This window comes from Stenotrophomonas sp. VV52 (genome assembly GCF_002893095.1).
Taxonomy (GTDB): domain Bacteria; phylum Pseudomonadota; class Gammaproteobacteria; order Xanthomonadales; family Xanthomonadaceae; genus Stenotrophomonas; species Stenotrophomonas aracearum.
This window is the reverse complement of the sequence record NZ_PKQQ01000001.1, coordinates 82,834-108,297: the sequence shown is the minus strand read 5'-3', so window position 1 is coordinate 108,297 and position 25,464 is coordinate 82,834. Positions and strand designations below refer to the sequence as shown.

At 69.0% G+C, this 25,464-nt stretch carries 20 protein-coding genes, 1 tRNA gene and 1 pseudogene; 8 read left to right on the top strand and 14 right to left on the bottom strand.

Annotation, left to right across the window (positions count from 1 at the left end; genetic code table 11):
* Nucleotides 1-22: 22 nt before the first annotated feature.
* Genes tilS through C2U58_RS02965 form a run of 3 tightly spaced genes read left to right on the top strand, consistent with a single transcriptional unit; the run spans nucleotide 23 to nucleotide 2,480 of the window.
* On the top strand, nucleotides 23-1,315 hold the full coding sequence (tilS, locus tag C2U58_RS02975; protein ID WP_253256662.1) for a tRNA lysidine(34) synthetase TilS: 1,293 nt from the start codon (nucleotides 23-25) through the stop codon (nucleotides 1,313-1,315).
* A 36-nt stretch (nucleotides 1,316-1,351) separates the two neighbouring features.
* Nucleotides 1,352-1,612 carry an exodeoxyribonuclease VII small subunit gene (locus C2U58_RS02970; protein WP_102944484.1) on the top strand — a complete coding sequence of 87 codons (261 nt, stop codon included), beginning with the start codon at nucleotides 1,352-1,354 and terminating at the stop codon, nucleotides 1,610-1,612.
* Nucleotides 1,602-2,480: a farnesyl diphosphate synthase gene (locus C2U58_RS02965; protein ID WP_102944483.1), complete on the top strand. Its 879-nt coding sequence runs from the start codon at nucleotides 1,602-1,604 to the stop codon at nucleotides 2,478-2,480. The genes C2U58_RS02970 and C2U58_RS02965 overlap by 11 nt, the downstream gene beginning before the upstream one ends.
* A gap of 172 nt (nucleotides 2,481-2,652) precedes the next feature.
* On the opposite strand, the gene C2U58_RS02960 is transcribed toward C2U58_RS02965, so the two are convergent.
* Entirely contained in the window at nucleotides 2,653-3,036 is a 384-nt protein-coding gene (locus C2U58_RS02960; RefSeq protein WP_102944482.1) for a DUF4870 domain-containing protein, read from the bottom strand.
* 88 nt (nucleotides 3,037-3,124) lie between these two features.
* Nucleotides 3,125-4,492, bottom strand: a complete 1,368-nt coding sequence (gene pmbA / locus C2U58_RS02955; protein WP_102944481.1) for a metalloprotease PmbA — start codon at nucleotides 4,490-4,492, stop codon at nucleotides 3,125-3,127.
* 68 nt (nucleotides 4,493-4,560) lie between these two features.
* On the opposite strand from pmbA, the gene yjgA reads away from it, so the two are divergent.
* Nucleotides 4,561-5,154, top strand: a complete 594-nt coding sequence (yjgA, locus tag C2U58_RS02950) for a ribosome biogenesis factor YjgA (RefSeq protein ID WP_102944480.1) — start codon at nucleotides 4,561-4,563, stop codon at nucleotides 5,152-5,154.
* A gap of 28 nt (nucleotides 5,155-5,182) precedes the next feature.
* On the opposite strand, the gene tldD is transcribed toward yjgA, so the two are convergent.
* The 4 genes from tldD to C2U58_RS02930 are packed head-to-tail and all read right to left on the bottom strand — an operon-like array spanning nucleotide 5,183 to nucleotide 12,616.
* Nucleotides 5,183-6,628 (bottom strand): metalloprotease TldD, encoded by a 1,446-nt coding sequence (gene tldD, locus C2U58_RS02945; RefSeq protein ID WP_102944479.1) that lies wholly within the window; start codon nucleotides 6,626-6,628, stop codon nucleotides 5,183-5,185.
* 56 nt (nucleotides 6,629-6,684) lie between these two features.
* Nucleotides 6,685-10,548, bottom strand: a complete 3,864-nt coding sequence (locus C2U58_RS02940) for a YhdP family protein (RefSeq protein WP_102944478.1) — start codon at nucleotides 10,546-10,548, stop codon at nucleotides 6,685-6,687.
* A 6-nt stretch (nucleotides 10,549-10,554) separates the two neighbouring features.
* Nucleotides 10,555-12,042: a ribonuclease G gene (gene rng, locus C2U58_RS02935; protein ID WP_070208402.1), complete on the bottom strand. Its 1,488-nt coding sequence runs from the start codon at nucleotides 12,040-12,042 to the stop codon at nucleotides 10,555-10,557.
* Nucleotides 12,035-12,616: a Maf-like protein gene (locus C2U58_RS02930; protein ID WP_102944477.1), complete on the bottom strand. Its 582-nt coding sequence runs from the start codon at nucleotides 12,614-12,616 to the stop codon at nucleotides 12,035-12,037. Before C2U58_RS02930 ends, rng begins: the two co-directional genes overlap by 8 nt.
* A gap of 130 nt (nucleotides 12,617-12,746) precedes the next feature.
* Here C2U58_RS02930 and C2U58_RS02925 point away from each other — a divergent pair, with 130 nt between their 5' ends.
* From C2U58_RS02925 to C2U58_RS02915, 3 genes are all read left to right on the top strand, one after another.
* Entirely contained in the window at nucleotides 12,747-13,481 is a 735-nt protein-coding gene (locus C2U58_RS02925) for an SIMPL domain-containing protein (RefSeq protein WP_102944476.1), read from the top strand.
* A gap of 220 nt (nucleotides 13,482-13,701) precedes the next feature.
* Nucleotides 13,702-14,358 carry an energy transducer TonB gene (locus C2U58_RS02920; RefSeq protein WP_102944475.1) on the top strand — a complete coding sequence of 219 codons (657 nt, stop codon included), beginning with the start codon at nucleotides 13,702-13,704 and terminating at the stop codon, nucleotides 14,356-14,358.
* 181 nt (nucleotides 14,359-14,539) lie between these two features.
* Entirely contained in the window at nucleotides 14,540-17,350 is a 2,811-nt protein-coding gene (locus C2U58_RS02915) for a TonB-dependent receptor (RefSeq protein WP_102944474.1), read from the top strand.
* Nucleotides 17,351-17,456: 106 nt separating this feature from the next.
* On the opposite strand, the gene C2U58_RS02910 is transcribed toward C2U58_RS02915, so the two are convergent.
* From C2U58_RS02910 to C2U58_RS02875, 8 genes and pseudogenes are all read right to left on the bottom strand, one after another.
* Nucleotides 17,457-17,533: transfer RNA gene (locus C2U58_RS02910), tRNA-Asn, on the bottom strand.
* 57 nt (nucleotides 17,534-17,590) lie between these two features.
* Nucleotides 17,591-18,061: a 23S rRNA (pseudouridine(1915)-N(3))-methyltransferase RlmH gene (gene rlmH, locus C2U58_RS02905; protein WP_102944473.1), complete on the bottom strand. Its 471-nt coding sequence runs from the start codon at nucleotides 18,059-18,061 to the stop codon at nucleotides 17,591-17,593.
* Nucleotides 18,062-18,127: 66 nt separating this feature from the next.
* Nucleotides 18,128-18,571, bottom strand: a complete 444-nt coding sequence (rsfS, locus tag C2U58_RS02900; protein WP_102944472.1) for a ribosome silencing factor — start codon at nucleotides 18,569-18,571, stop codon at nucleotides 18,128-18,130.
* A gap of 58 nt (nucleotides 18,572-18,629) precedes the next feature.
* Entirely contained in the window at nucleotides 18,630-19,295 is a 666-nt protein-coding gene (gene nadD / locus C2U58_RS02895; RefSeq protein WP_102944471.1) for a nicotinate-nucleotide adenylyltransferase, read from the bottom strand.
* A 5-nt stretch (nucleotides 19,296-19,300) separates the two neighbouring features.
* Nucleotides 19,301-20,338, bottom strand: coding sequence for a DNA polymerase III subunit delta (gene holA, locus C2U58_RS02890; protein ID WP_102944470.1), 1,038 nt, complete (start codon nucleotides 20,336-20,338; stop codon nucleotides 19,301-19,303).
* A 118-nt stretch (nucleotides 20,339-20,456) separates the two neighbouring features.
* Nucleotides 20,457-20,963, bottom strand: a pseudogene (lptE, locus tag C2U58_RS02885) (LPS assembly lipoprotein LptE); the annotation flags it as partial.
* Nucleotides 20,964-21,076: 113 nt separating this feature from the next.
* Nucleotides 21,077-23,716 (bottom strand): leucine--tRNA ligase, encoded by a 2,640-nt coding sequence (gene leuS / locus C2U58_RS02880; RefSeq protein ID WP_102944468.1) that lies wholly within the window; start codon nucleotides 23,714-23,716, stop codon nucleotides 21,077-21,079.
* Nucleotides 23,717-23,907: 191 nt separating this feature from the next.
* Nucleotides 23,908-24,528, bottom strand: a complete 621-nt coding sequence (locus C2U58_RS02875) for a DUF998 domain-containing protein (RefSeq protein WP_102944467.1) — start codon at nucleotides 24,526-24,528, stop codon at nucleotides 23,908-23,910.
* Nucleotides 24,529-24,586: 58 nt separating this feature from the next.
* On the opposite strand from C2U58_RS02875, the gene trxA reads away from it, so the two are divergent.
* Nucleotides 24,587-25,444, top strand: a complete 858-nt coding sequence (gene trxA, locus C2U58_RS02870; protein ID WP_102944466.1) for a thioredoxin — start codon at nucleotides 24,587-24,589, stop codon at nucleotides 25,442-25,444.
* Nucleotides 25,445-25,464: the final 20 nt, after the last annotated feature.

The following is a 25,464-nucleotide window of genomic DNA, read 5'->3' as shown; positions in this document are numbered from 1 at the left end:
TACTCCAGACGTGCCTGACCCAATCGCCCCGACCAGCCCCCTGCCCCCCGCCCCCGCCCTGCCCGCGCCGGTGCTGGTCGGCTTCAGCGGGGGCCTGGACTCCACCGTGCTGCTGCACTGGCTGGCCCAGTCGCCCGCGCAGCGGGCGGCCGGGCTGCACGCGGTGCACGTGCACCACGGGCTGCAGGCCGAGGCCGACCGCTGGGCGGCCCACTGCGAGGCGGTCTGCGCGGCATGGTCCATCCCCCTGCAGGTGGTGCGCGTGGACGTACCCCGCGACAGCGGCGAGGGCCTGGAAGCCGCCGCCCGCCATGTCCGCCGCGCGGCCTTCGCCCGCGTGCTGCGCGAGGGCGAACACCTGGCCCTGGCCCACCACCGTGACGACCAGGCCGAGACCTTCCTGCTGCGCGCCCTGCGCGGCTCCGGCGTGGACGGGCTGGCCGCGATCCGCGCGCATGCGCCGTTTGCGGCCGGTTCGATCTGGCGGCCGCTGCTGCAGCACCCGCGCAGCGACCTGCACGCGCATGCGCTGGCGCACGCGCTGCGCTGGATCGAAGACCCCAGCAACGCCAGCGACGCGGCCGACCGCAATTTCCTGCGCCTGCACGTGCTGCCGTTGCTGCAGCAGCGCTGGCCGCAGGCCGATGCGGCGTTCGCGCGCAGCGCCGAACTCAGCGCGCAGGCGCAACGCCTGCTCGACGCGTCAGACCACGATACGCTGCGTCGCTGCATGGTCTCACCCGGCGTGCTCGACTGCGCGCGCCTGCAACGGCAACCGCGCGAGCGGCGTGCGCGACTCCTGCGGCACTGGGTGCGCAGCGCCGGTCAACCGCCGCTGCCGGCGGCGGGAGTGCAGGCGATCGAACGCGAGCTGCTACCTGCCGCGCATGACGCCGACGCGCAGTTTGCGTGGCAGGGCGTTCGCATTCGTCGTTGGCGGGGCCACCTGTACCTGTTGCCGATGGCGTTGGCGCTGCCGCTGGACTGGAGCGTGCACTGGGAGGGCAGCACCCCGCTGGCACTGCCCGACGGGGGCGAACTGGAACTGCTGGGCAGCGCGCGATTGGCCGAGCCGGTACAGGTCAGCGCGCGCCGGGGCGGCGAGCGCATCCAGCTGCCGGGCCGCAGCCATTCGCATGCACTGAAGGACCTGCTGCAGCGAAGCGGCCTGCCGCCCTGGCAGCGCCGCCAGCTGCCGCTGCTGTACGCGGGCGAGACCCTGCTGGCGGCCGGCGACCGGGTGATCGGCGCACCGCTGCAGCAGTGGCTGGATGAACACAACGCGCAGTTGCGCTGGACACCGGGCACGGCGTGAATTGACCCCCCGGGGCTGGCGCATCACACTTGCCGCATGGCCAAGAAATCCCCCACTGACGCCTCCCCGGTCGCCCACTTCGAGCATTCGCTGGAAGAACTGGAGCAGCTGGTCGAGAAGATGGAAACCGGCGAAATGAGCCTGGAACAGTCGCTCAGCGCCTACGAGCGCGGGGTCGGGCTGTACCGCCAGTGCCAGCAGGCGCTGGAACAGGCCGAGCTGCGCGTGCGCCTGCTCAGCGACCCGGCCCGCCCGGAAACCGCCGAGCCGTTCGACCCGCCCAGCCATGACGGTTGAGTCCACGTTCGCGCGTTGGCGCGACCGCATCGAAAGCCAGCTCGACGCCAGCCTGCCCGCCCCCGACCTCGCCCCACAACGCCTGCACCAGGCAATGCGCTATTCGGTGCTGGGCGGCGGCAAGCGCATGCGGCCGCTGCTGGTGTATGCCAGCGGGCAGATCTTCGGTGCCGACGAAGCCGCGCTGGATGCGCCGGCGATGGCGGTGGAGCTGATCCACGCCTATTCGCTGGTGCACGATGACCTGCCGGCGATGGACGACGACGCGATGCGTCGCGGCCGGCCAACCACGCACATCGCCTTCGATGAAGCCACGGCGATCCTGGCCGGCGATGCATTGCAGACGCGCGCGTTTGGCCTATTGGCCGACGCGCCGCTGCAGGCGCTGCTGCGCGTGCACTGCCTGCAGGCGTTGAGCCACGCGTCGGGCGCGGCCGGCATGTGCGGTGGCCAGGCGTTGGACATCGACGCCACCGGCCACGCGCAGCCGCTGGCCGACCTGCAGCGCATGCATGCGTTGAAGACCGGTGCGCTGATCCGCGCAGCAGTGCGCATGGGTGCGTTGTGTGGTGAAGCCCCAGAGGCCGATCTGCGGCAGCTGGACGCGTTCGCCGACGCACTGGGCCTGGCGTTCCAGGTGCGCGATGACATCCTGGACGTGGAAGCCAGCTCGGAACAGCTCGGCAAGACCGCCGGCAAGGACCAGGCGCAGGCGAAATCCACGTTCCCGGCGTTGTTGGGGATGGACGGGGCGAAGGCGGAACTGGCGGCGCTCAGCCAGCGCATGCGCGAGAGCCTTGCCGTGTACGACGAGCGCGCCGATGCATTGCGAGCTCTCGGCAGACTGGCAGTCGAACGTAATCACTGACGTAGTGCCGGCCGCCGGCCGGCTCCTCATTCGGCCGACATCATGCGGATCCGGCCAGCGGCCGGCACTACGGCGGGTTTACGTCATGCGGGAGAACGCCCGTGCGGTTCACGTCATGCATAAAAAAACGCCCGGAAATTCCGGGCGTTTTCGTTTCATCACTGCTGCTGGCTTACTTCACCAGGCGCAGGGTGAACGGGTAGCGGTAGGCTTCGCCGTTGTTGGCCTTCACTGCGGCGATGATGCAGAACACGATGTTGAGGATGCCGACCAGCGGGGCCAGCAGGCCGCCGATGATGATGATCATCAGGATGAAGCAGATGATCATCGCCAGGGTGATGGTGATCTGGAAGTTCAGCGCTTCCTTGGCCTGGTCGGTGACAAAGCCCTTGCTGCTGTCGTCCTTGCTGATCAGCCAGATGATGAGCGGGCCGATGAACCAGGTGAAGATGCCGAGCAGGTGTGCGGCCAGTGCCATGGTGCGCTGGTCGCTGGGGACCGGGCCGACGCTGGTCGGCGGCGGCGGCGGGGCGGTGACGTTGTCGAATTCGCTCACGTGAAACTCCTTATCCAGTGTGTGGGTGGTGCGTGGCAGGCTCCCCGCCTGCCGCGTCAGCCAGCACAGGATACGTCAATCGATGCCGTCAATCGTTACCGGCTACCGTCATTCGCCCGACCAGGATCGAGCCGACCTGCACGTGCGAACGGCGGTCGACGTCGCTGCCCACCGCTTCGATCGCGGCGAACATGTCCTTGAGGTTGCCGGCGATGGTGATGCCGTCCACCGGATACTGGATTTCGCCATTCTCCACCCGGAAACCGCCGGCGCCGCGCGAGTAGTCGCCGGTCACGCCGTTCACGCCCTGCCCCATCAGCTCGGTCACCAGCAGGCCGTTGCCCATCTGGCGCGCCATCGAGGCCAGGTCGCCGGCATTGGCGCGTACCAGCAGGTTGTGCACGCCACCGGCATTACCGGTGGTGACCAGGCCCAGCTTGCGCGCTGAATAGCTGCCCAGCACGTAACGCTGCAGCACCCCGTCTTCGATCAGCGACGAATCGCGGGTGGCCACGCCGTCGCCGTCGAACGCCGTCGAGCGCAGTCCGCGGCGCAGCAGCGGCCGCTCGTCCACCGCGAACCAGTCCGGGAACAGCTGCGTGCCCACGCTGTCGAGCAGGAAGCTGGCGCGGCGGTACAGCGCCCCGCCGGAGACCGCGCCGAGCAGGTGGCCGATCAGCGAGCGCGCTACTTCGGGCGAATACAGTACCGGCATCTGCGCGGTGGCCATCGAGCGCGGCTGCAGGCGGGCCACGGTGCGCTCGGCGGCGCGGCGGCCGATCGCGGCGGCGTCTTCCAGGTCCTCACGGGCCAGCGCGCTGCTGTACCACCCGTCGCGCTGCATGCCGTCGCCCTGCCCGGCGATCAGCGCGCAGCCGACCGAATGGTGGCTGCTGCGGTCGCGGCCGATGAACCCGTGCGAGTTCGCGTACACCGACAGGCTGGTGGCGGTGGCCGCCGAGGCGCCGTCGGAATTGCTGATGCGCGGGTCGGCGCCACGCCCGGCCGTTTCACAGGCCAGCGCCAGGTCCACGGCCTGGTCGGCCTGCAGGGCCCAGGGATGCCAGCTGTCCAGGTCAGGGAACTCCCGGGCCATCAGCGCCGGGTCGGCCAGGCCGGCGGCCTCGTCGTCCTCGGTGTGGCGGGCAATCGCGCAGGCCTGGGCCACGGTGGCCTCCAGGCTGGCCGGCTGCAGGTCGGCGGTGCTGGCACTGCCCTTGCGCTGGCCGAAGTACACGGTTACGGCAATGCCTCGGTCGCGGGTGGATTCCACCGTTTCGACCTCGCCCAGGCGCACGTTCACGTCCAGCCCGCGCTCTTCGCTGCAGCTCACTTCGGCCTGGCTGGCACCCAGCGCCCGGGCCCGCTCCAGCAGCTGCTGGGAGATGTCGGCCAGCTGTTCCAGCCGCTGCAGGCTGTCGTCGGCGGCGGCGGCTTCAGGGGAGATCACGTTCAATGCTTTATCCTGTACGGGTGAGTGCCGGGCGCAACGCCGGGCACAGTTCTGGATGTGGAAAGAAGACGATGCGCGGACGCGACGAAGAAACCGGTGAATTCCTTGATATCAGCCGCAGCCAGAACCGGCGCGACGCGCTGGACGTGCTGGCCCTGGGCGAGAAGCTGGTGTCGCTGACCCCGGCCCAGCTGGCCCGCGTGCCGGTCCCGGAAGACCTGCTGCCGCACATCGCCGAAGCCAAGCGGATCACCGCGCATATCGCCCACAAGCGCCAGCTGGCGTTCCTGGCCAAGCACATGCGGCGCGAAGACGAAGCCACGCTGGACGCGATCCGCGACGCGCTGGATGTGAACAGCGAAACCTCGCGCCGCGAAGTGGCCGCCCTGCACCGCGCCGAAGACTGGCGCGAGCGCCTGCTCAAGGACGGCGACAAGGCGCTGTCGACGCTGCTGGAGGAATACCCGCAGGCCGACCGCCAGCAGCTGCGCACGCTGGTGCGCAACGCACAGGCTGAGCGGGCGAAGAACAAGCCGCCGCGCGCCTTCCGCGAGCTCTACCAGGTGCTGCGCGCGCTGTTCGTGCCGGCTGCACTGGGCCTGGACGCGGTCGCGTCCGACAGCGACGCTGACGCCGACGACCTCGACGGCGACAGCAACGACTGAACCGGGCAGGCGGGACGGCATCCGGCGATCAGGCCTGGGTGCCGCCCACGGTGATGCCGTCGATCAACAGCGACGGCTGGCCCACGCCCACCGGCACGCTCTGGCCGTCCTTGCCGCACACGCCCACGCCTTCGTCCAGCGCCAGGTCGTTGCCGATCATGCGCACCTTCTGCATGGTTTCCGGACCGTTGCCGATCAGGGTGGCGCCCTTCACCGGCGCGGTGACCTTGCCGTCTTCGATCAGGTAGGCCTCGGTGGCCGAGAACACGTACTTGCCGCTGGTGATGTCGACCTGGCCGCCACCGAAGTTCACCGCATACAGGCCACGCTTGACCGAGCGGATCATCTCTTCCGGGTCGTGCTGGCCGGCACGCATGTAGGTGTTGGTCATGCGCGGCATGGTCATGTGCGCGAACGACTCGCGGCGACCATTGCCGGTCGGGGCCACGCCCATCAGCCGCGCGTTGAGCGAGTCCTGCATGTAGCCGACCAGGATGCCGTCCTCGATCAGCGTGGTGCACTGGGTCGGGTGGCCTTCGTCGTCGATGTTGAGCGAGCCGCGGCGGCCGTCCAGGGTGCCGTCGTCGACGATGGTCACGCCCTTGGCGGCCACGCGCTCGCCGATGCGGCCGGCGTACACGCTGGTGCCCTTGCGGTTGAAGTCGCCTTCCAGGCCATGCCCGACCGCTTCATGCAGCAGCACGCCCGGCCAGCCCGGGCCGAGCACCACGGTCATCACCCCGGCCGGGGCCGGGATCGCCTCCAGGTTGACCAGCGCCTGGCGCAGCGCTTCGCGCGCGAAGGCTTCCGGGCGCCCGTCGCCGAACAGTTCCTCGTAGCTGTAACGGCCACCGCCGCCGGCATAGCCGGATTCGCGGCGGCCGTGCTGTTCCACGATCACCTGCACGTTCAGGCGTACCAGCGGGCGGATGTCGCCGGCCAGCACGCCGTCGCTGCGCGCGATCAGCACCGTGTCGACGCCGCCGGACAGGCTCACCATCACCTGCTGCACGCGCGGGTCGGCCGCGCGCAGGTAGCGGTCCAGCCGCTTGAGCACCTCGACCTTGGCTTCATTGCCGATCCCGTCGATGGGGTCCAGCGCCGGGTACAGCGCGCGGCCGTTGCCGCGCACCAGGGCGCGGGCCGGCTGCGCACCGCCGTCGCGCGAGATCGCGCGCGCCGACTGTGCGGCGGCCAGCAGGGCGTCGCCGTGGATGTCATCGGAATAGGAGAAGCCGGTCTTCTCGCCGGCAATCGCGCGCACGCCCACGCCCTGCTCGATGGAGTGGGCGCCGTCCTTGACGATGCCGTCTTCTACGCTCCAGCTCTCGCGGCGGGCGTGCTGGAAGTACAGGTCGCCGAAATCGATGCCCGGCCCCAGCAGGGTGCCGAAGGTGCGTTCCAGGCCACCGGCGTCGAGCCCGGCAGGCAGCAGCAGGCGGTCTTGGGCAAGGGTGAGTGCGTTGTCAGTCATGGTCTTGATCTATGGGCGCAGGGCGGGAGTGCAACCCGGGCGCGGGAAAAAGGGGGTCAACGTGCCACCGGCGCGGGTGCGGCCGGCTTCGGCGCATCGTCACGGTCGATCACGTCGACCTTGGGCTCGGCCCACGGGCCGGTCACCCGATAGGTCTTGGCGCCGATCTCACCCAGCGGCTTGGACAGCACCGCATTGGCTGCTGCGCCTACCGCCGCGCCGACCGGGCCGCCGGCGACCGCGCCGACCACGGTGAGCAGGTTTCCTGCGCGCGGATTGACGTCGATGGTCTGGTCGAACTGCTGGCGGCGCAGGTCGGTGCGCCCGCGGATGCTGATGTTGGCGGCCGGGCCTTCGATCAGCACCTTGTCGGTGGTGGCCATGCCGTCGGCGAACGCCAGCGTGCCGCCGATCTGGTTGAAGGCAAAGCCCTTGGAGAAGAAGTCGCGGAAGTCGAACATCAGCCGGCGCGGCAGCTGGGCCACGCTGAGCAGGCCGAGCACGCGACCTGCGCCGGGCTCCAGTTCGAGCAGCTGGCCATTGCGCGCGTGCACCTCCATCCGGCCCTGCAGCGCGCCCAGCTGGAAGTCCGACGGACCGCCCTGCCAGCCGGCCTCGAGGGTGATCTGGCCCTGGCCGGCGCGCAGCTGGCCGCCGTAGTCCAGGTTCTGCATCAGGCCACCCAGGTCGTCACTGTCCACCTTGACCTCGACATGGGTGCTGGCCGCGGGGCCCATCCCGAGCCAGCGGCCCTGGATGTCGATCGCTTGCTTCGGCGCGCGGAACTGCAGTTTGTCCACGCTCAGGCCGTTGCCGAACGGGCGCGTGCGCAGCACCGCCTGGCCCAGCCGCGCCTTGCCGAACTGCAGGTCGGCCACGTCCAGCGACAGCGGCGGAATCTTCGCCGGGTTGGTGTCGTTGGCGCTGGCCTGCACGCGCGCGGGCAAGGTGGCGTCGGCCGGCAGGAGGATCGGCGCGCCGTCGCCCGGCGCCTTCACCGGCGACGGCGGCGACTGCCAGTGCACGCGGTCGAGCGTGCCGACAATCGGCGCGCCGTCGGCACTGGGCACGCTCAGGTCGCCCGCCAGCGACGGGCCATCCAGGCGCACGTCGATCCCGCTGTTCGAGGGCCGCAGCTGCAGGCGCGTCTGCGGGAACATGCCGCCGGCCAGCAGCAGCTGCCCGACCTGCACGTCGACCTGGCGCAATGGCATCGGGTCGGCATCGGGGGTACCTCCCGGCGAGCGCGCCAGCGCGATCCAGTCGAGCGCATCCAGCGAGCCACTCTGGCCGTTGACCACCAGCCCGCTGGTCGGCGGTTCGCGGTCGACGGTGTCGCTGCCCAGCGTGACCTGCACGCCGGTCTGGTTGTTGTGCGTGCGCGCCGCCAGCGCCAGGCGCTGGCCGAACGCCACGTCCACCCGCCCGGCGCCCATCGGCAGCTGCGCGGTGACCGAGGTGGCCAACGGGGTGTCAGCGGGTTTGTCCAGCGGCGCCGGCAGGTCCAGGCGGGTGCCGACCAACTCCGAATCCAGGCGCAGCATCGTCGGCGGTTGCAGCTTGCTGCCCGCCGCGACCTTGGGAAGGGTGACCCCGATCGTCCATCGCGACGTGCCCTGGATGTACGGTTTGAGCCAGCCCAGTTCCGGCGCCCGGTCGAGCAGCAGGCCGGCGTCCAGCGCGGCGCCGAGCTCGGCTTCGAACGCCTGCTGCGGGTCGCGCACATAGCCACCGGCACGCAGGCTCAACTGGCCGTCCTGGCCCAGATGGCGCACGGCCAGCGCCTCGGCACCGAAACCGTCCCGGCTGTACTTTGCCAGGCCCCGCATCGCATCGAAGGTCAGGTCGAAACGCTTGTCCGACAGCGTGGCGCCGTCCAGCTCGACCGTGCCCTGCAGGTGGCCGGGGCCCTGGTCGTGGTGCAGCGGCTGCAGCAGGTCGAAGGTGACCGCTGCGGGGCCCTTGGCGCTCAGGTTGTCCAGCGAATCCGCATAGGTGGCATGCAGCGGGCTCTGCTTGAGCATCGCCAGCAGCGCGCCGGCGTCGCTGCGGGTGGTCGCCTTCACCGTCAACGCGGATGGGCCGAAATCTGCGATACCTGCATCGAAGTGGTCCACCACCACCCCGGCCAGGTCGCCGCGACCGTGCATTTCAAACCCCGGGCCGATGAAGGCGATATCGCCATCCACCTTGTCCATGGTCGGCCAGTCGTGCTGGAAGCGGATGTTGCCGTTGTCGATATGCCCGCTGGTCTCGAAGCGGCCGTTGTTCCTGTCGAACGGCCAGTCTTCCAGGTCGCCGGTGACCAGGCCGATGCCGCCGCGCACATAACCGCCCACCAGCGCCGCGTCCAGCCAGTCGGTGGCGCCCTTGCTCATCTTGGAATGGATCCAGAAGCGCTTGGCCGCCGTCATCGGCACGTCGTCCAGCTTGGCCGCCAGCTGCAGCCACGGGCGGGTGCCATTGCCCTGGAACCACACCGTGCCGCGCACGTCGGCGGCGTAGTCGGTACCCTGCACGCGCAGCGCCGGGGTGCCGATCCGCCAGCCGCCGCCTTCATCGCGCCAGCCGACCATGCTGCCGGCCAGGCGCACGTCGTGGCGCACGCCGAAGCCGGTGGGCCAGTCGAACTGCATCACCCGCGACGGTTGCAGGTCCAGCCGGAACCCGTTGGCGTCGCCGTTGAAGTGCCCGCCCACCCCGCTCAGGCCCGGCGCGTGGCCGGCCGCAGCGAACTGGATGTCCTCGAGGTCGCCTTCGAACTGCAGTGCACCGTCGCGCTCGCCGGCCACCCGCACGCGGCGCATCCGCACCTGCGGTGCGGCGTCATGCAGCCAGGCACGCAGGCCCGGATCGATCCGGTCGGTCAGCGCCAACCCGCGCAGCAGTGCGGTGGCGTCGATGTTGTCGCCGGCCAGCGCCAGGTGCTGGCCGCCGGCGATCAACAGGCCATCGAGCTGTTCGGTGCGCCCGTCCAGGCCGATCCGCAGGCGCGGCGCGTCGGCCCGCCAGCCGCCCTGCACCCAGCGCCAGCGCGCACGCAGTTGCAGCGCGTCCAGCTGCAAGGTGGGGCGCTCGCCGTCTGCCAGGGTCGCCCCGTGCAGCTGCACGCCCTGCAGGTCGGCGTCGGTGGTGAGCATCACCACGCGGTGGTCGCGCAGGTCCACCCAGGTGTTGAAGGTGCCGGTGCCCTGCTGCAGCGACGCCCCGCCGAAGCTCAGCAGCGCGGACCAGGCGCGGAAGTCGGCCGGGTCGGCGGCGAGCCAGGCCTGGCCGTCGCCCTTGGCACGGTTGAAGTCGAGCACGGCGGTGAGCGGCGCGGCCTGCACGTCGGCCCAGGCACGGGCGCCGACCGAGACGCGCTCGCCGTTCACGCGCAGGCGCAGGTCGATCCGCGGCAGCTCGGCCTGCACCTTCAGCGACGGCGCATCCACCCGCAGGCGGCCGCCGATGACCTGCAGCTCGCCCAGGCGGCGCAGCGTTTCCAGCGGATCGCCGCCGGCCTTGGGCTGCGGCAGGCCCTGCACCGACCAGCGGCCGTCCTCGGCCCGCTGCAGCACCAGCGCCAGCCCGCGCAGGCGCAGCTCGGTCAGCGAATGACCGGGCAGCAGCCCGGAATACAGCGACACCAGCACCTCGGCCTCGCCAATGCGCAGGCCCTCGCCCGCGCCGATGCGCAGGCCCTTGAGCGCCAGCAACGGACCACGCCGGGTCCAGCGGGTCTGCAGTTGATCGAACGCCACCGGCTGCCCGGCGCGCGCGCTCAGCCAGCCGGCCACCTTGTCCGGGTGGCGCTCGGCCAGCGGCAGCAGCTGGCTGATGGTGCCCACCAGCAGGGCCACGCATACCAATACGATCGCCATGGCATAGGCAGCATGGCGGCGAATCCTTCGCAGTCGCAGGCGCAGCGGCGCGCTCATCGGTACTCAGAGCAGGACGACATCGAACTGCTCCTGCAGGTACTGCTCATCGGCCTGGAAGCGGATCGACTTGCCCAGGAATTCCTCCAGCTCGGCCACCGCCGCCGATTCCTCGTCGGTGATCCGGGCCACCACCTTGGACGAAGCGATCACCAGCAGCCGCGCTGCGTCGAACTGGCGCACCGCGCGGGTGATCTCGCGGAAGATCTCGTAGGTGACCGTCTCGGCGGTCTTGATCGAGCCGCGCCCGCTGCATTCCGGGCACGGCTCGGACAGCTGCCGCTCCAGGCTTTCCACGGTGCGCTTGCGGGTCATCTCGACCAGCCCCAGCGGCGAGAACTCATAGACCGTGGTCTTGGCATGGTCGCGGGCCAGCGCCTTTTCCAGCGTGCGCAGCACCTGGCGGCGGTGTTCGGCATCGTCCATGTCGATGAAGTCGATGATGATGATCCCGCCCAGGTTGCGCAGCCGCAGCTGGCGCGCCACCGACTGGGCCGCTTCCAGGTTGGTGCGGAACACCGTCTCTTCCAGATTGCGCTGGCCCAGGAACGACCCGGTGTTGACGTCGATGGTGGTCATCGCCTCGGTCTGGTCGATCACCAGGTAGCCACCGGACTTCAGCGGCACCTGCTTGTCCAGCGCGCGGCCGATTTCATCCTCGACCCCGAACATGTCGAAGATCGGGCGGTCGCCGCTGTACAGCTCCAGCTTCTCGGCCAGCACCGGCATGTACTTGGCCACGAACGCCTGCAGCTGGGTGAAGGTTTCCTTCGAGTCCACCTTGACCTTGTCCACGTCCTTGCGGATCAGGTCGCGCACCGAGCGCAGCGGCAGGCTCAGGTCCTCGTAGATCACGCTGCACGGGGCGGCCTCGCGGCCACGGCGCTCGACCACGTTCCAGACCCGCGACAGGTAGGCAATGTCCTCGGCGATGGCCTCGGCCGGCTGACCCTCGGCATTGGTGCGCACGATGTAGCCGTAGCCGCCGTGCTGGGCCGAGAGTTCGGTCACCAGCGTCTTCAGGCGCGCGCGCTCGGCCTCGTCCTCGATCCGCGCCGACACCCCCACCACCTTGGACTGCGGCAGCAGCACCATGTAGCGCGAGGGAATGCTGATCTGGGTGGTGAGCCGGGCACCCTTGGTGCCGATCGGATCCTTCACCACCTGCACCACGATGTCCTGGCCGTCGCGCAGCAGCTCCACGATCGGTACCGAGGACGGTGGCGGCAGGGTGGTGCCTTCGGTGTCGGCACTGGCCACCGGGGCCGGGCGCACCACATCGTTGGCGTGCAGGAAGGCGGCGCGTTCCAGCCCGACCTCGACGAACGCGGCCTGCATGCCCGGCATCACCCGCTGCACCTTGCCCTTGTAGATGTTGCCGACCACCCCGCGGCGCCAGCCGCGTTCGATGTGCAGCTCCTGCAGCATGCCGTTTTCAATGACCGCCACCCGGGTTTCGCGCGGGGTGACGTTGACCAGGATTTCCTCAGACATGGGCGACTCCCTTCGATTCGAATGCCTGCAGCAGCTGTTCGGTCTGCTGCAGGGGCAAGCCCATCACGCCCGAATAGCTGCCCGCCAGGTGGCGGATGTAACGTTCTGCGCCGCCCTGGATGGCGTAGGCACCGGCCTTGCCCATCGGTTCGCCAGTGGCGACATAGGCGGCAATGGCCGCGTCGTCCAGCGCGATGAAGCTGACCTCCGAGACCACCTCCACCACCTGCTCGATTCCGGCGGCGACCAGCGCCACCACGGTCATCACCTGGTGGGTGCGGCCGGACAGACGGCGCAGCATTGCGGCGGCGTCGGCGGTATCGACCGGTTTGCCGAACACCTCCCCGTCCAGCACCACTTCGGTATCGGCGCCCAGCACGCACGCGTGCGGGTCATCGGCGACCAGGGCCAGGCCGGCACGGGCCTTGTCCACGGCCACGCGCCGCACATAGTCCTGGGCGGTTTCGCCGGCGGCCCGTACTTCGGGCACGTCCAGGTCCAGCGCGCGGAACGGTCGGTCCAGGCGCGCCAGCAGATCGGTTCGTCGGGGGGAACGGGAGGCAAGATAAAGCATCGCGGAAGCATAACCTGCGCGCCCTGTCTGAATCGCGAGCAACCACAACCAATTGCGTCCAACCCCGCCGTTTCTCACCAGACGTTCATCGCTCCGACACCAACCTCAACGCCTTCACAAGGAGATCCACATGCGTCGCCACGCCCTGTCCCCGCTGCTGCTCGCCCTCTCGCTTGCCCTGGGAACCTCGATGACCGCCCACGCCCAGTCCCAACCCGCCATCGCCGTGCCGGCCGACGGCACCCTGCTCAACATTTCGGCCAACGCCGAGGCGCGCCGCGTGCCCGACGTGGCCACGCTGTCGGCCGGGGTGGTCACCCAGGCCACCGACGGCAACACCGCCATGCGCCAGAACGCCGAGCAGATGGTGAAGGTGCTGGCCGCGATCAAGGCCGCCGGCATCGCCGAGCGCGACGTGCAGACCAGCGGGGTCAACCTCAGCCCGCAGTATCGCTATGCCGAGAACGAGGCGCCGAAGATCACCGGCTACCAGGCCAGCAACACGGTCAGCCTGAAGGTGCGCGACATCGCCAGACTGGGCAAGGTGCTCGACGCACTGGCCGCACAGGGCGCCAACCAGATCAACGGCCCGCAGTTCGAGATCGACCAGCCCGAACCGGTCTACGACGAAGCCCGCCTGGCCGCGCTGAAGAAGGCCCAGGCCCGCGCCGAAACGTATGCGAAATCGCTGGGCCTGCGCGTGCGCCGGATCGTCAGCATCTCTGAAAGTGGCGGTGGCAACTTCCGCCCGGTGATGATGCGCGCCGCGGCCGCGCCGATGGCGGCGGACATCTCCACGCCGGTGTCGCCTGGCGAGTCGACGGTGTCGGTAAACCTGGACGTGGTGTTCGACCTGGGCAGGTAAGACCAGAGCGGTGCACCGCTGGACAACGAGACGGCGCCTTCGGGCGCCGTCTTCTGTTTATGACCGGCGGCCAAACACCCACATCGCCCCTGACTTCCAGCCCGCGCCCGGCTCCGGTAATCCTGTCATTGCGCGGCCCCGTCTTCCGCAGTCCGCAACCCCGTCGGCCGCGCCCGTACGTTGATGTTCCCGCACGCACATCTGGCAAGGAGAGTGGCGCATGGTCCGTACGCATCCCCCGGTGGTCCCGCTTCATATCGACGTCTCGCGCGTGCTCGGCTGGAGCACCGCGCTGGCCCTGCATCTACTGGCGCTGATGCTCCTGCTGATCCCCGCCGCTTATGTGGCCGCGCCCCTCCCGCGCGACCGCATGGTGATCAACATGATCGTGCCACCGGTCGCCCAGCCCGAACCGCCGCCGCCGCTGCCGCCTACCGAACCGGTGCCGGTCCGCGCACCCACGACCACCCCACGCGTCGCTCCGCTGCCGCCGCCGACCGCCACGGCCGACGACGTGCTGGCCGTGCCCCCGCTGCCGGCCAGTGACATCCAGGCCCCGACCCTGGCCCCGGTGGAACCCGCCCCGGCCTCGTCAGGCGAAGGCGTGCAGCTGCAGTACCGCTCGGCCCCGCCGCCGAGCTACCCGATCGCCGCGATCCGCGCCGGCGAACAGGGCACGGTAGTGCTGCGGGTCCAGGTCGATGCCGAGGGCCGGCCGGCCAGCGTGGGGATCGAGCGCAGCAGCGGCTCGCGAGTGCTGGACAACGCCGCACGCCAGCAGGTGCTGCGCCACTGGCGCTTCGTGCCGGCGCAGGTCGACGGCCAGGCAGTGCCGGCCACCGGGCTGGTGCCGGTGAGTTTCTCGCTGCCCGAATAGGCTATTGCGGGGGGAATATCAATGGATTTCCCCCCACATTTTGACGGCCGTCACTTTTGACACGAATTAAGCAAATTTTCACGACTTCGTCACCTGCCGGAAACCTAGATTGTCGCCGACGCCCCGCAAAGACGGGCGCGCCAACAACTTATTAATTGGTTTTCCAGTCAGGAGAGAAACTGTGAAACACCCGATCCAACGGCCCTACCGTGGCCGCCGCAACCCGCTGGCGCACTCTGTTTCCTCCGTACTTACCGGCAGCGTGCTGCTGCTGGCCGGTGCCTTCGCCTCCTCCTCGGCCATGGCCCAGGACCAGGGTGCCACCAACCTGGACCGCATCACCGTCACCGGTTCCAACATTCCCCGTACCAATACCGAAACCCCCTCTCCGGTGCAGGTGGTAACGCGCCAGGAAATCGACCGCAGCGGCAAGACCACCGTGGCCGAATACCTGCAGACGCTGACCTCCGACGGCGCCGGCTCCATCCCCAAGACCTTCGGCAACGGCTTTGCCGGCGGCGGCGCGGGCATCTCGCTGCGCGGCCTGGGCGCCGGTTCCACGCTGGTGCTGTTGAACGGCCGCCGCATGGCCACCTATGGCCTGGCCGATGACGGCCAGAAGGTCTTCACCGACCTCAGCACCATTCCGCTGGACGCGGTCGAGCGCGTGGAAGTGCTGAAGGATGGCGCGTCCGCCATCTACGGTTCCGACGCCATCGCCGGCGTGGTCAACATCATCCTGCGCAGCGACTTCGAAGGCGCCATCCTGCGCGGCTCGTACGGCCTGTCCGGCGACAGCGACGGCGACGCCAAGAAGGCGACCCTGACCGCCGGTACCGGCGACATCGCCGAAGACGGCTGGAACGCGTTCTTCAGCCTGGATGTGGGCAAGACCGACGCCATCGCGATCAGTGACCGCAAGAACCGCGACTGGATCGGTACCGGCGACCTGCGCCAGTGGGGCATCGCCGCATCCGACGCCCAGTTCCTGGGCGGCGCCTACCTCAACGGCCGCACCGGCGGCGGCAACGGCCCCAACGGCTCGCTGTTCACCAACACCACCCCCGCCCTGCTGGTGCCGCTGCCCGGCTGCCAGGGCTTGACCACCATTCCGGGCCAGACCGACGCATCGATCGCCGAAGACGGCTGCCTGTGGGATCCGGCGCAGCAGTTCCGCTCGCTGAGTCCGAAGGAGGAGTACGTCAACGTGTTCGGTCGCGCCAGCTTCGCCTATGGCGAAGGCGGCGAGATCTACACCGAAATCGGCTACTCCAAGAAGGAAACGGTATTCAGCAACACCCCGTCCGGCGTGTCCGGCAGCTGGGGCTACCCCGGCGGCCCGGTCAACGCCAGCAGCGGCCCGGGCGCCGTGGTGCTCAACGCCGCCCATCCGGACAACATCCTCGGCGAGACCGCGCGCCTGCGCTATTCGGCCTGGGACGTGGGCCCGCGCGTGACCACCAACACCAATGAGTTCACCCGCTTCCTGGTCGGCACCAAGGGCAACTGGGGCGACTGGAGCTACGACACCGCCTACCTGCATTCGGGCACCAACCTGGTCAACAAGCGCACCGGCTTCCTGCGCTACAGCGCCGTGCAGTGCGCACTGGGCGACCCGAACTGCGCCGGTGGCGTGTGGCGCATCGGCGACAACGCCGGGCAGAACTCGCAGGCGCTGTATGACTACATCTCGCCGGACATCCAGGCCAACGCGAAGTCCAGCCTGGACATGTTCGACTTCACCGTGTCGCGCAGCCTGATGGACCTCAAGGGCGGCCCGCTCGGCCTGGCCATGGGTACCGAGTGGCGCAAGACCAGCAACAGCCTGACCCCGCAGACCTACACCGACATCGGCGACATCATCGGCCTGGGTTACTCGGCCTATGACGGCACCCAGAACGTGTATGCCGGTTACGTCGAACTGTCGGCCCCGGTGCTGGAACAGCTGGAACTGTCCGGCGCGCTGCGTTACGACAAGTACGAAAGCGGTGAAGGCAAGGCCACGCCGAAACTGGGCGTGAAGTGGACCCCGGCCGACTGGATCGCCCTGCGCGGTTCCTATGCGGAAGGCTTCCGTGCCCCGAACCCGGCCGAAAACGGCGACGGCGGCCTCGCGGCCTTCTCCACTGCCCGCGACCCGGTCCGCTGCGCAGTCAGCCCGCCGGACGATGTAACCACCAACTGCGGCGCGCGCTCGGTGGCGATCATCACCAGCCCGAACCCGGACCTGAAGCCGGAAGAGTCCAAGAGCTACTCGTTCGGTATCGTGCTGCAGCCGACCTCGACCACCTCGCTGACCGTGGACGCCTGGGAAATCAAGCGCACCAATGAAATCGCGCAGGGCAGCACGGCCGATGCCATCGCAGCGGGAGACGTGCTGCGCGACACCGACCTGATCAACGGCATTCCCGGCACCGGCACCATCCTGGCGGTCAACACCGCCTACGTGAACGCCAACTCGTCGCGGGTCCGTGGTATCGACACCGATATCCGCCAGACCTTCGACATCGGTCCGGGCCAGCTGGAGATGGACCTGCAGTGGAGCCACGTGCTCAAGTTCGAGCGCACCGAAGGCGACAGCACCGTCGATTACGTGGGCACGCACGGCAACTGCGACGTGACCAACTGCATCGGCACGCCGGAAGACCGCATCAACTTCGGCACCACCTGGAAGCAGGACGCGTGGAGCGTGAGCGGCGTCGTCAACTACATCAGCAGCCTGGAGAACAAGGACCGCCGCGGTGGCGACTACCTGGCGTTCTACTGGGACGGCACGCCGGTGGAGAAGATCGCCTCGTTCACCACCTTCGACCTGTCCGGTCGCTACAACATCACCGACGCGTTCGAACTCAACGCCTCGGTGCAGAACGTGTTCGACCGCACCGCCCCGCTGGATCCGACCACCTACGGTGGCGTGAACTACAACCCGCTGCACTTCAGCGGCGCCATCGGCCGCTACTTCACCATCGGCGCGAAGTACACCTTCAACTGATCGGTGCAGGTGTGAAACGGAAAAGCCCGGGCATTGCCCGGGCTTTTTCATGCACGCTCCGCGCGGACAAAAAAAAGCCTCGCATCGCTGCGAGGCTCTCAAAACTTGGCGCCCGAAGTTGGACTCGAACCAACGACCCCCTGATTAACAGTCAAGTGCTCTAACCGGCTGAGCTATTCGGGCGGGGTGCGCATTGTAACCGGCTTTTTGCTGCTTGTAACCCTTCCGTGCTTAATTTCTTTACGCGCGGTGATACGGATGGTTGGCCAGCATCGCCGCAGCGCGGTACAGCTGCTCGGCCACCACCAGGCGCACCAGCATGTGCGGCAGGGTCAGCGGCCCGATCGACCACTTTTCATCGGCCAGCGCGGAGACTTCGGCCGAATGCCCTTCCGGACCGCCGATCAGGAAGGCCAGGTCGCGGCCCTGCCCGCGCCAGTGCTCCAGGCGCTGCGCCAGCTGTTCGGAGCTGAGCTGCTTGCCGGGCACGTCCAGCGCGACCACGTAGGCGTTCTTGGGCAGCGCGGCGATCACCCGCTTGCCTTCGTCATCGGTGGCACGGCGTGCGTCGCGGCCCTTGCCGCGCAGGCCGGGCTCGATCTCCACCAGCTCGAACGGCAGCCAGTGCGACAGCCGCTTCTGGTACTCCGCAAAGCCCTGCGCCACCCAGCTGGGGGCGCGTTCGCCGGTGGCGATCAACCTGGCTTTCATGGTCGTGCTCCTTGAAATGACAACGGCGCCACCGGGGCGCCGTTGTCGCTACTGCGTGCGCGGGGTTCAGCGCGCGGCGTAGTCGTCTTCGTCTGCTTCGTCGGCTTCGTCGTCAAGCAGGCTCGGGGCCTGGTCGCCCACGGTCCACAGGCGCTCCAGCGCATAGAACTCGCGCACGCGCGGCAGCATCACGTGTACCACCACGTCGCCCAGGTCCACCAGCACCCACTCGGCTTCGCGCTCGCCTTCCACGCCCAGCGGCATCACGCCCAGCTGCTTGGCGAACTTCATCACTTCGTCGGCAATCGACTTCACGTGGCGGCTGGAGGTGCCCGAGGCGATCACCATGAAATCGGTGACGCTGGACTTGCCGATCACGTCGATCTCGACCACGTCCCTGGCCTTCAGTTCTTCGGTGGCATTACGCACGCACTGGAGAAGCTGTTCGGTGGACGGCGCCGGATTCGGCAGTTCGACCTTGATGGTCTGGGGCTGGACTTGGTCGCTCAAAGCAGGGGGACTCTATAGATTTGGGGGCGATTATACGGGTCCAGCGACCTGAACGGGTTCACGACTCGCCAAGTCCGTACAGCCGGTGGTCGGCAACGTAGTCGGCAACCCTGCCCGGCAGCAGCGCGCGCCAGTCGCCGCCGCTGGCGATCCTCTTCCGGACCTCGGTGGCCGATTCGCTGCGCAGCGGCGCCTGCAGGTGCAGCAGGCGGCCGGCCGGCGCGCCGAACAGGTCGCCCTCCTTCGCGGTCCAGCGCCCCTGCAGGACGTCCTGCAGGGGGGCGGGGAGCTGCTGCTGCAGCGGGCTGCCCGGGCGGTCGGCGACGATGAAATGGGCCAGTTCGAACAGCGCCTCCCATTCATGCCAGCCGGTCAGGCCCAGCAGGCTGTCGGCGCCCACCAGCCAGGCGATCGGCTGGCGCGGGCCCAGCTCGTCGCGCAGCTCGCGCAGGGTATCGACGGTGTACGACGGCACCTCCGGCTGGCGCTGCGCCCGCTCCAGCTCGCGCAGGTCCAGCAGCAGGCCGGGTTCGTCGTCGATGGCCAGCGCCAGCATCGCCGCACGCTGGGTCGCGTTGGCACCCGGCGCGGGACGGTGCGGCGGGTCGGCCGCCGGCAGCAGGCGCACCGCGACCTGGAGCTGGTCGCGCGCGGCGCGGGCAATGGCCATGTGGCCTTGGTGGACCGGGTCGAAGGTACCGCCGTAATGGATGCGCAGGCCCATCGGGCTCAGGCACGGGCCAGCAGGCGTACCGCGCGTGCTTCGGCCACCGCCACCAGCAGCCGCTCCAGGCCCAGCCAGGCGTCGCCGTCGGCGCGCCCCTTGGCCATGCGGTCGACCAGCCCGGCCTCGGCCACGAAGCGCTCCCAGCGCTTGGCCTCCGGGTGGCGTTGCAGCGCGCGCTTGAACGGCGCCTGGCGTGATTCCCAGATGCCGCGGCTCTTCATTTCAGCGGCCAGGTTGCCGCCGCGTGCCTGCACGCGTGCAAGGGCCGCAGTAGCCAGCATTTCGCGGATCACCATCGGCATCAGCGCGGCCACCGCCTCGCCTTCGGCGCGCAGGCCGGCGAGCATGCGCAGCACCGCCGCCGGTTGCCCGGAGAAGGTGGCTTCCAGCAGCCGGAACACGTCGTAGCGGGCGGCGTCGGCCACCAGCGATTCCATGGTGTCCACGTCCAGGTTCTGGCCGCTGGCCAGCAGCGCCAGCTTGTCGATCTCCTGCGCGGCCGCCAGCAGGTTGCCTTCCACCCGCTCGGCCAGCCGCTGCACGGCGGCCGGGTCGGCGCGCAGGCCTTTCTGGCGCAGGCGGCGCTCGATCCACTCGGGCAGTTCGTGCGGTTTGATCGCCCAGGCCACCGACAGCACGCCGACGCGGCTGACCGCCTCGGCCCACTTGCCCTGGTGGGCCTTGCTCCATTCGTTGCAGGTGATCAGCAGGATCACGTCCGGCGCCGGGTTGGCGCAGAACTGGCTGATCACTTCCCCGCCCTCCTTGCCCGGCTTGCCGGTGGGCAGGCGCAGCTCGACCAGCCGGCGCGCACTGAACAGGCTGGGGGCGTTGAAGGTGGCGTCGAGCTGGTTCCAGTCGAAATCGCGGCCGTCGGCGTCGAACACTTCGCGTTCGGTGATGCCTTCGGCGCGGGCCTTGGCACGCACCGCGTCGGCGGCCTCAAGGACGCGCAGTGTTTCCGGCCCGGCAATCAGGTACACCGGCACCAGCGGTTGGCTGGCCGGTTGGCTGGCGAACTGTTCGGGGCGCAGTTCCATCGTGCGGCCGGTCCGTGCGGACCGGTCAGCCGCCCTGCGGCGGTTTGGTCGCCGCCGGGACCGTGGCCGGCGGAGCGGCCGGCACCTCGGCAGGCTTGGCCGCAGGCGGCGTCAACGTGCCACGCTGCAGTTCGGCGCGGACCACGCTGTCGATGCGACGCAGGATCGAGGCGGACATTTCGCGGCGCAGTTCGTCGGCCAGTATCTCGCGCTCGGTGGTGGTACCGGTGGCGTCACTGGGCGGCGACACGTAGTCGCGCGAAAGCTCGATCACCTGCTGCGGCACCAGGTCGCTGCCATCTTCGCGACGGAACACGAAGATCACCGCGTAGCGCAGGCTGTATTCCTGGGCGCGCCCCTGTGCGTCGATCGCGATGGGCAGGTCGCCCCAGCGCTCGGACAGCACCTGCAGCTGCGCGGCGGGCGCCTTGCTGTCGGCTTCGGCAATGGTGGCGCCGGAGGCCATCAGTCCGCGGCGCAGCAGCTTGGCCAGTTCGCTGTAGGGCGCGGTGGAGACCACCTTCACCGCAGCGGTGTCGGCCGGCAGCATCAGCTTGTTGCGCAGATGGAAGCCACACCCGGCAAGGGTTGCGGTGAGAACGAGGGCAAGCAGGAATCGAGTCATGTTCACAGTCTGGCGGAGCCGGGCGAAGCCGGCAACAGGGGGCGGACGACACCATGCCCGATTGCGCGTGAACAAAGCACGTAGGGCGGGGCCCTGCCCCGCCCCTCATGGCGTTACGCGGCGACGATGTTCACGATCTTGCCCGGCACGATGATGATCTTGCGCACGGTCAGGCCTTCCAGGAACTTCGCCGCATTTGGCTCGGCCAGGCCCAGCGCTTCGATCTGCTCGCGCGGAACGTCGGCACCCACTTCGATGGTGCCGCGCAGCTTGCCGTTGACCTGCACGGCCAGGGTCACTGCATCACGCACCAGTGCGCCTGCGTCGGCCTGCGGGAACGGCTGGTCTTCCAGCAGCGTTTCGCCATGGCCCAGCACCTGCCACAACGCATGGCTGGCATGCGGGGTGATCGGGTTGAGCAGCAGCACGGTGGCCTGCAGCGCTTCCTGGCGGACCGCACGGCCCTGCTCGGAGCTGTCATCGAACTTGGCCAGCGCGTTCATCAGTTCCATCACCGCGGCAATGGCGGTGTTGAAGCTGTGGCGGCGGCCGTAGTCGTCGCCGACCTTGCCGATGGTTTCATGGGTCTTGCGGCGCAGCGCCTTCTGCTCGGCGGTCAGCGCAGCGGCGTCCAGCGCCGGGGCGGCGCCGTCGGCCGCGTGCTTCTGCACCTGCGCCCACAGGCGACGCAGGAAGCGCGCCATGCCGTCCACGCCGGCTTCGTTCCACTCGAGCGACTGCTCCGGCGGGGCGGCGAACATCGAGAACAGGCGCACGGTGTCGGCGCCGTAGCGGCTCACCATGGCCTGCGGGTCCACGCCGTTGTTCTTGGACTTGGACATCTTCTCGGTACCACCGATCTCCACCGGCTGGCCGTCGGCGATCAGCACCGCACCGGTGATGCGGCCGCGCTCGTCGCGCTGCACGTCCACGTCGGCCGGGTTGATCCAGTCCTTGGAGCCGTCCGGATTCTGGCGGAAGTAGGTATCGGCGATCACCATGCCCTGGCACAGCAGGTTCTGCGCCGGTTCGTTGCTGTCCACCATGCGCGCATCGCGCAGCAGCTTGTGGAAGAAACGGAAGTACATCAGGTGCAGGATCGCGTGCTCGATGCCACCGATGTACTGGTCCACCGGCAGCCAGTAGTTGCCGCGCTTGTCCACCGCGTCGCGGGCACCGGGCGAGGTGTAGCGCGCGTAGTACCAGCTGGACTCCATGAAGGTGTCGAAGGTGTCGGTTTCACGCTCGGCCGCGCCGCCGCAGTCCGGGCAGGTGGTCTTGCGCCATTCCGGGTCGGCCTTGATCGGCGAACCGGTACCGACGAAATTCACGTCTTCCGGCAGCACCACCGGCAGCTGCTCCTCCGGGACCGGCAGGGCGCCGCACTTCGGGCAGTAGATCACCGGGATCGGGCAGCCCCAGTAGCGCTGGCGGCTCACGCCCCAGTCGCGCAGGCGGTAGTTCACGCGGCGCTGGCCCTGGGCCTTGCGCTCGAAGCGCTCGGCCAGTGCCTCGAAGGCGCCCTGGAAGTCCAGGCCGTCGAATTCTTCGGAGTTGACCAGCTCGGTTTCGCGGGTCTTGTCGCCGTACCAGTCCTGCCAGCGGGTCGCGTCGTAGGCGCCCTCGTCCTTGCGCGGCGACTTCAGCGCGATCACCTGGCGGATCGGCAGGCCGTACTTGTTGGCGAATTCATTGTCGCGCTGGTCGTGGCCGGGCACGGCCATGACCGCGCCGGTGCCGTAGCCCATCAGCACGAAGTTGGCCACCCACACCGGCACCTGGGCGCCGGTGACCGGGTGCACGGCGCGCAGGCCGGTGTCCATGCCGCGCTTTTCCTGGGTCTCCAGTTCCGCTTCGGACACACCGCCCTGCTTCATCTCGGCCAGCAGGGCCGCCAGCGCCGGGTTCGACTTCGCGGCATGCAGGGCCAGCGGATGCTCGCCGGCGATCGACACGAAGGTCACGCCCATCACGGTGTCCGGGCGGGTGGTGAACACGCGCAGCGGGTCCAGCGCGCTGCCGTCGGCGTCGCGCACGTCGAACTGGATCTCCAGCCCTTCCGAGCGGCCGATCCAGTTGCGCTGCATGGTCTTGACCGACTCCGGCCAGCCCGGCAGTTCATCCAGGCCGTCCAGCAGTTCCTGGGCGTAATCGGTGATGCGCAGGAACCACTGCGGAATCTCGCGCTTTTCCACCAACGCGCCGGAGCGCCAGCCACGGCCGTCGATGACCTGCTCGTTGGCCAGCACGGTCTGGTCCAGCGGATCCCAGTTCACCACCGCATTGCGGCGGTACGCCAGGCCCTTGCGCATCAGGCGGGTGAACATGCGCTGCTCGTGCACGTAGTACTCGGGCGTGCAGGTGGCGAACTCACGCGACCAGTCGATCGCATAGCCCATGGCCTTGAACTGGCCGCGCATGTGCTCGATGTTGGCGTAGGTCCACTTGGCCGGCGCCGTCTTGTTCTTGATCGCCGCGTTCTCGGCCGGCAGGCCGAACGCATCCCAGCCCATCGGCTGCAGCACGTTGTGCCCGGTCATCCGCTTGTAGCGGCTGATCACGTCGCCAATGGTGTAGTTGCGCACGTGGCCCATGTGCAGCGCGCCCGACGGGTACGGCAGCATCGAAAGGCAGTAGTACTTCGGCTTGTCCGAAGACTCGGTCACTTCGAAGGCGCGGGTGGCGTCCCAGAAGCTCTGGGCGGCCGATTCAACCTGCTGCGGATCGTAAACGTTGGGTTCGACGCTGGTCATGGAAAACTAAGGATGCGGCGGCAAAGCGGCACAGCGTACCGCAGTGCGACAAACGGCTCCAATCGCCGCCCCGGCCAATACCGGACCAGATCGACATCCCGTTGATAAATCAGGGAATTAACCTTTCCAACCAGATCGCAGGCGGCATGCCTGCGCGCATTACCGCGTCGATTGCGGCCGGAACCGTCAACTCAGCGGTGGTGGACCCGGCTGGCCACCGGCAGCGCGGCGGCCAGCCACAGCGCCCAGGCCACGAACGCCACCCGCTGCGCCACCGGCGCCGGGATCAGCGCCTGCAGCACGAACGCCCCGACCAGCACGGCCAGGCCGGCCGCCAGGTGCAATGCCACCAGTCGGCCCCAGCCGGGCAGGCGCCGTGCACCGAAACCGGACATCAGTGCGCCGGGCACGAACGCCAGCACCCAGACCATCCACGCGCTGGCGTGGTACTGGCTGGCCGGGCTCTCGATATCGTTGGCGTCCAGCGGCAGCACGCCCATCGCGGCGAACGCCAGCCCGGACAGCACCAGCATCTGCCCGCCCACGCGCAGCGTCCACGGGGCGGTCACCGGCACCCGCGCCAGCAGCCGCAGCGCCACCGCGGCGGCCAGCAGCCCCGGCAGCACGAAGCCCAGCAGGTCGAAGGCACCGGCGTGCGGCACCCCCATCGCGCCCAGCAGGGCCACCGGGTGGCCCAGCGGCAGGTAGCCCGGCAGGGCCGCGCCGAAGCCCAGCACCGAGGCCAGGAACAGGACCGCGCCCACGGCGCCCAGCAGCGGATCGAAACGTCGCAGTGTTTTCATCATGGGCATTGCTTATGAATATGGTCGGCACCATACACTGGGTACATCTTTACCGTTGAATCCGACCATGAGCGAGCTGTCCTACGTCTTTGAAGCCACCACCGAGACCTTCGAGGCACAGGTCCTGCAGAAGTCCCTGCAGACCCCGGTGCTGGTCGATTTCTGGGCCACCTGGTGCGAGCCCTGCAAGACCCTGGGCCCGATGCTGGAAAAGCTGGCGGACGAGTACAACGGCGCCTTCGAGCTGGCCAAGGTCGACGTGGACAAGGAGCAGCAGATCGCCGCCGCTTTCCAGATCCGCTCGGTACCGACCGTATTCCTGGTCAAGGGCGGCCAGATCGTCGACGGCTTCCCCGGCGCGCTGCCGGAAGGCCAGCTGCGCGAGTTCCTGACCCAGCACGGCGTGCTGCCGGCCGAAGCCCCGGCCGAAGCGGCCGCCGAGCCCGCCCCGCTGGACCCGCAGGCGCAGGTGGACGTGCTGCGCGCGAGCATCGCCGCCGAGCCGGACAAGGAGGAGCTGAAGCTTGAACTGGCGCTGGCCCTGCTGCAGACCGGCGGCACCGACGAAGCGCGTACGCTGATCGACGCGCTGCCGGCCAACCTCTCCACCGACGACCGCGCGGTGCGTGCCCGCGCCCGCCTGGACTTCGCCAAGGCGCTGCAGGACGCGCCCGCCGCAGAACAACTGGACGCGCGCATCGCGGCCGATGGCAACGACCTGCAGGCCCGCCACCTGCGCGGCGTGCAGCTGCTGCTGGGCGGCCAGGACGAGGCCGCGCTGGAGCAGTTCCTGCTGATGCTGCAGAAGGACGCCAGCTACAGCGAGGGGCTGCCGCGCAAGCTGCTGATCGACGCCTTCCGGGTGATCGACGATGCCGCGCTGGTCGGTCGCTACCGTCGTTCGATGTCGGCACTGCTGTTCTGAAGCCCTGCGGTTACGCGTAA

Coding starts and splice junctions, on each gene's coding strand:
- C2U58_RS02970 (WP_102944484.1), top strand. CDS start 1,352: ATGGCCAAGAAATCCCCCACTGACGCCTCCCCGGTCGCCCACTTCGAG.
- C2U58_RS02965 (WP_102944483.1), top strand. CDS start 1,602: ATGACGGTTGAGTCCACGTTCGCGCGTTGGCGCGACCGCATCGAAAGC.
- yjgA (WP_102944480.1), top strand. CDS start 4,561: ATGCGCGGACGCGACGAAGAAACCGGTGAATTCCTTGATATCAGCCGC.
- tldD (WP_102944479.1), bottom strand. CDS start 6,628: ATGACTGACAACGCACTCACCCTTGCCCAAGACCGCCTGCTGCTGCCT.
- C2U58_RS02940 (WP_102944478.1), bottom strand. CDS start 10,548: ATGAGCGCGCCGCTGCGCCTGCGACTGCGAAGGATTCGCCGCCATGCT.
- rng (WP_070208402.1), bottom strand. CDS start 12,042: ATGTCTGAGGAAATCCTGGTCAACGTCACCCCGCGCGAAACCCGGGTG.
- C2U58_RS02930 (WP_102944477.1), bottom strand. CDS start 12,616: ATGCTTTATCTTGCCTCCCGTTCCCCCCGACGAACCGATCTGCTGGCG.
- C2U58_RS02925 (WP_102944476.1), top strand. CDS start 12,747: ATGCGTCGCCACGCCCTGTCCCCGCTGCTGCTCGCCCTCTCGCTTGCC.
- C2U58_RS02920 (WP_102944475.1), top strand. CDS start 13,702: ATGGTCCGTACGCATCCCCCGGTGGTCCCGCTTCATATCGACGTCTCG.
- rlmH (WP_102944473.1), bottom strand. CDS start 18,061: ATGAAAGCCAGGTTGATCGCCACCGGCGAACGCGCCCCCAGCTGGGTG.
- nadD (WP_102944471.1), bottom strand. CDS start 19,295: ATGGGCCTGCGCATCCATTACGGCGGTACCTTCGACCCGGTCCACCAA.
- holA (WP_102944470.1), bottom strand. CDS start 20,338: ATGGAACTGCGCCCCGAACAGTTCGCCAGCCAACCGGCCAGCCAACCG.
- leuS (WP_102944468.1), bottom strand. CDS start 23,716: ATGACCAGCGTCGAACCCAACGTTTACGATCCGCAGCAGGTTGAATCG.
- C2U58_RS02875 (WP_102944467.1), bottom strand. CDS start 24,528: ATGCCCATGATGAAAACACTGCGACGTTTCGATCCGCTGCTGGGCGCC.
- trxA (WP_102944466.1), top strand. CDS start 24,587: ATGAGCGAGCTGTCCTACGTCTTTGAAGCCACCACCGAGACCTTCGAG.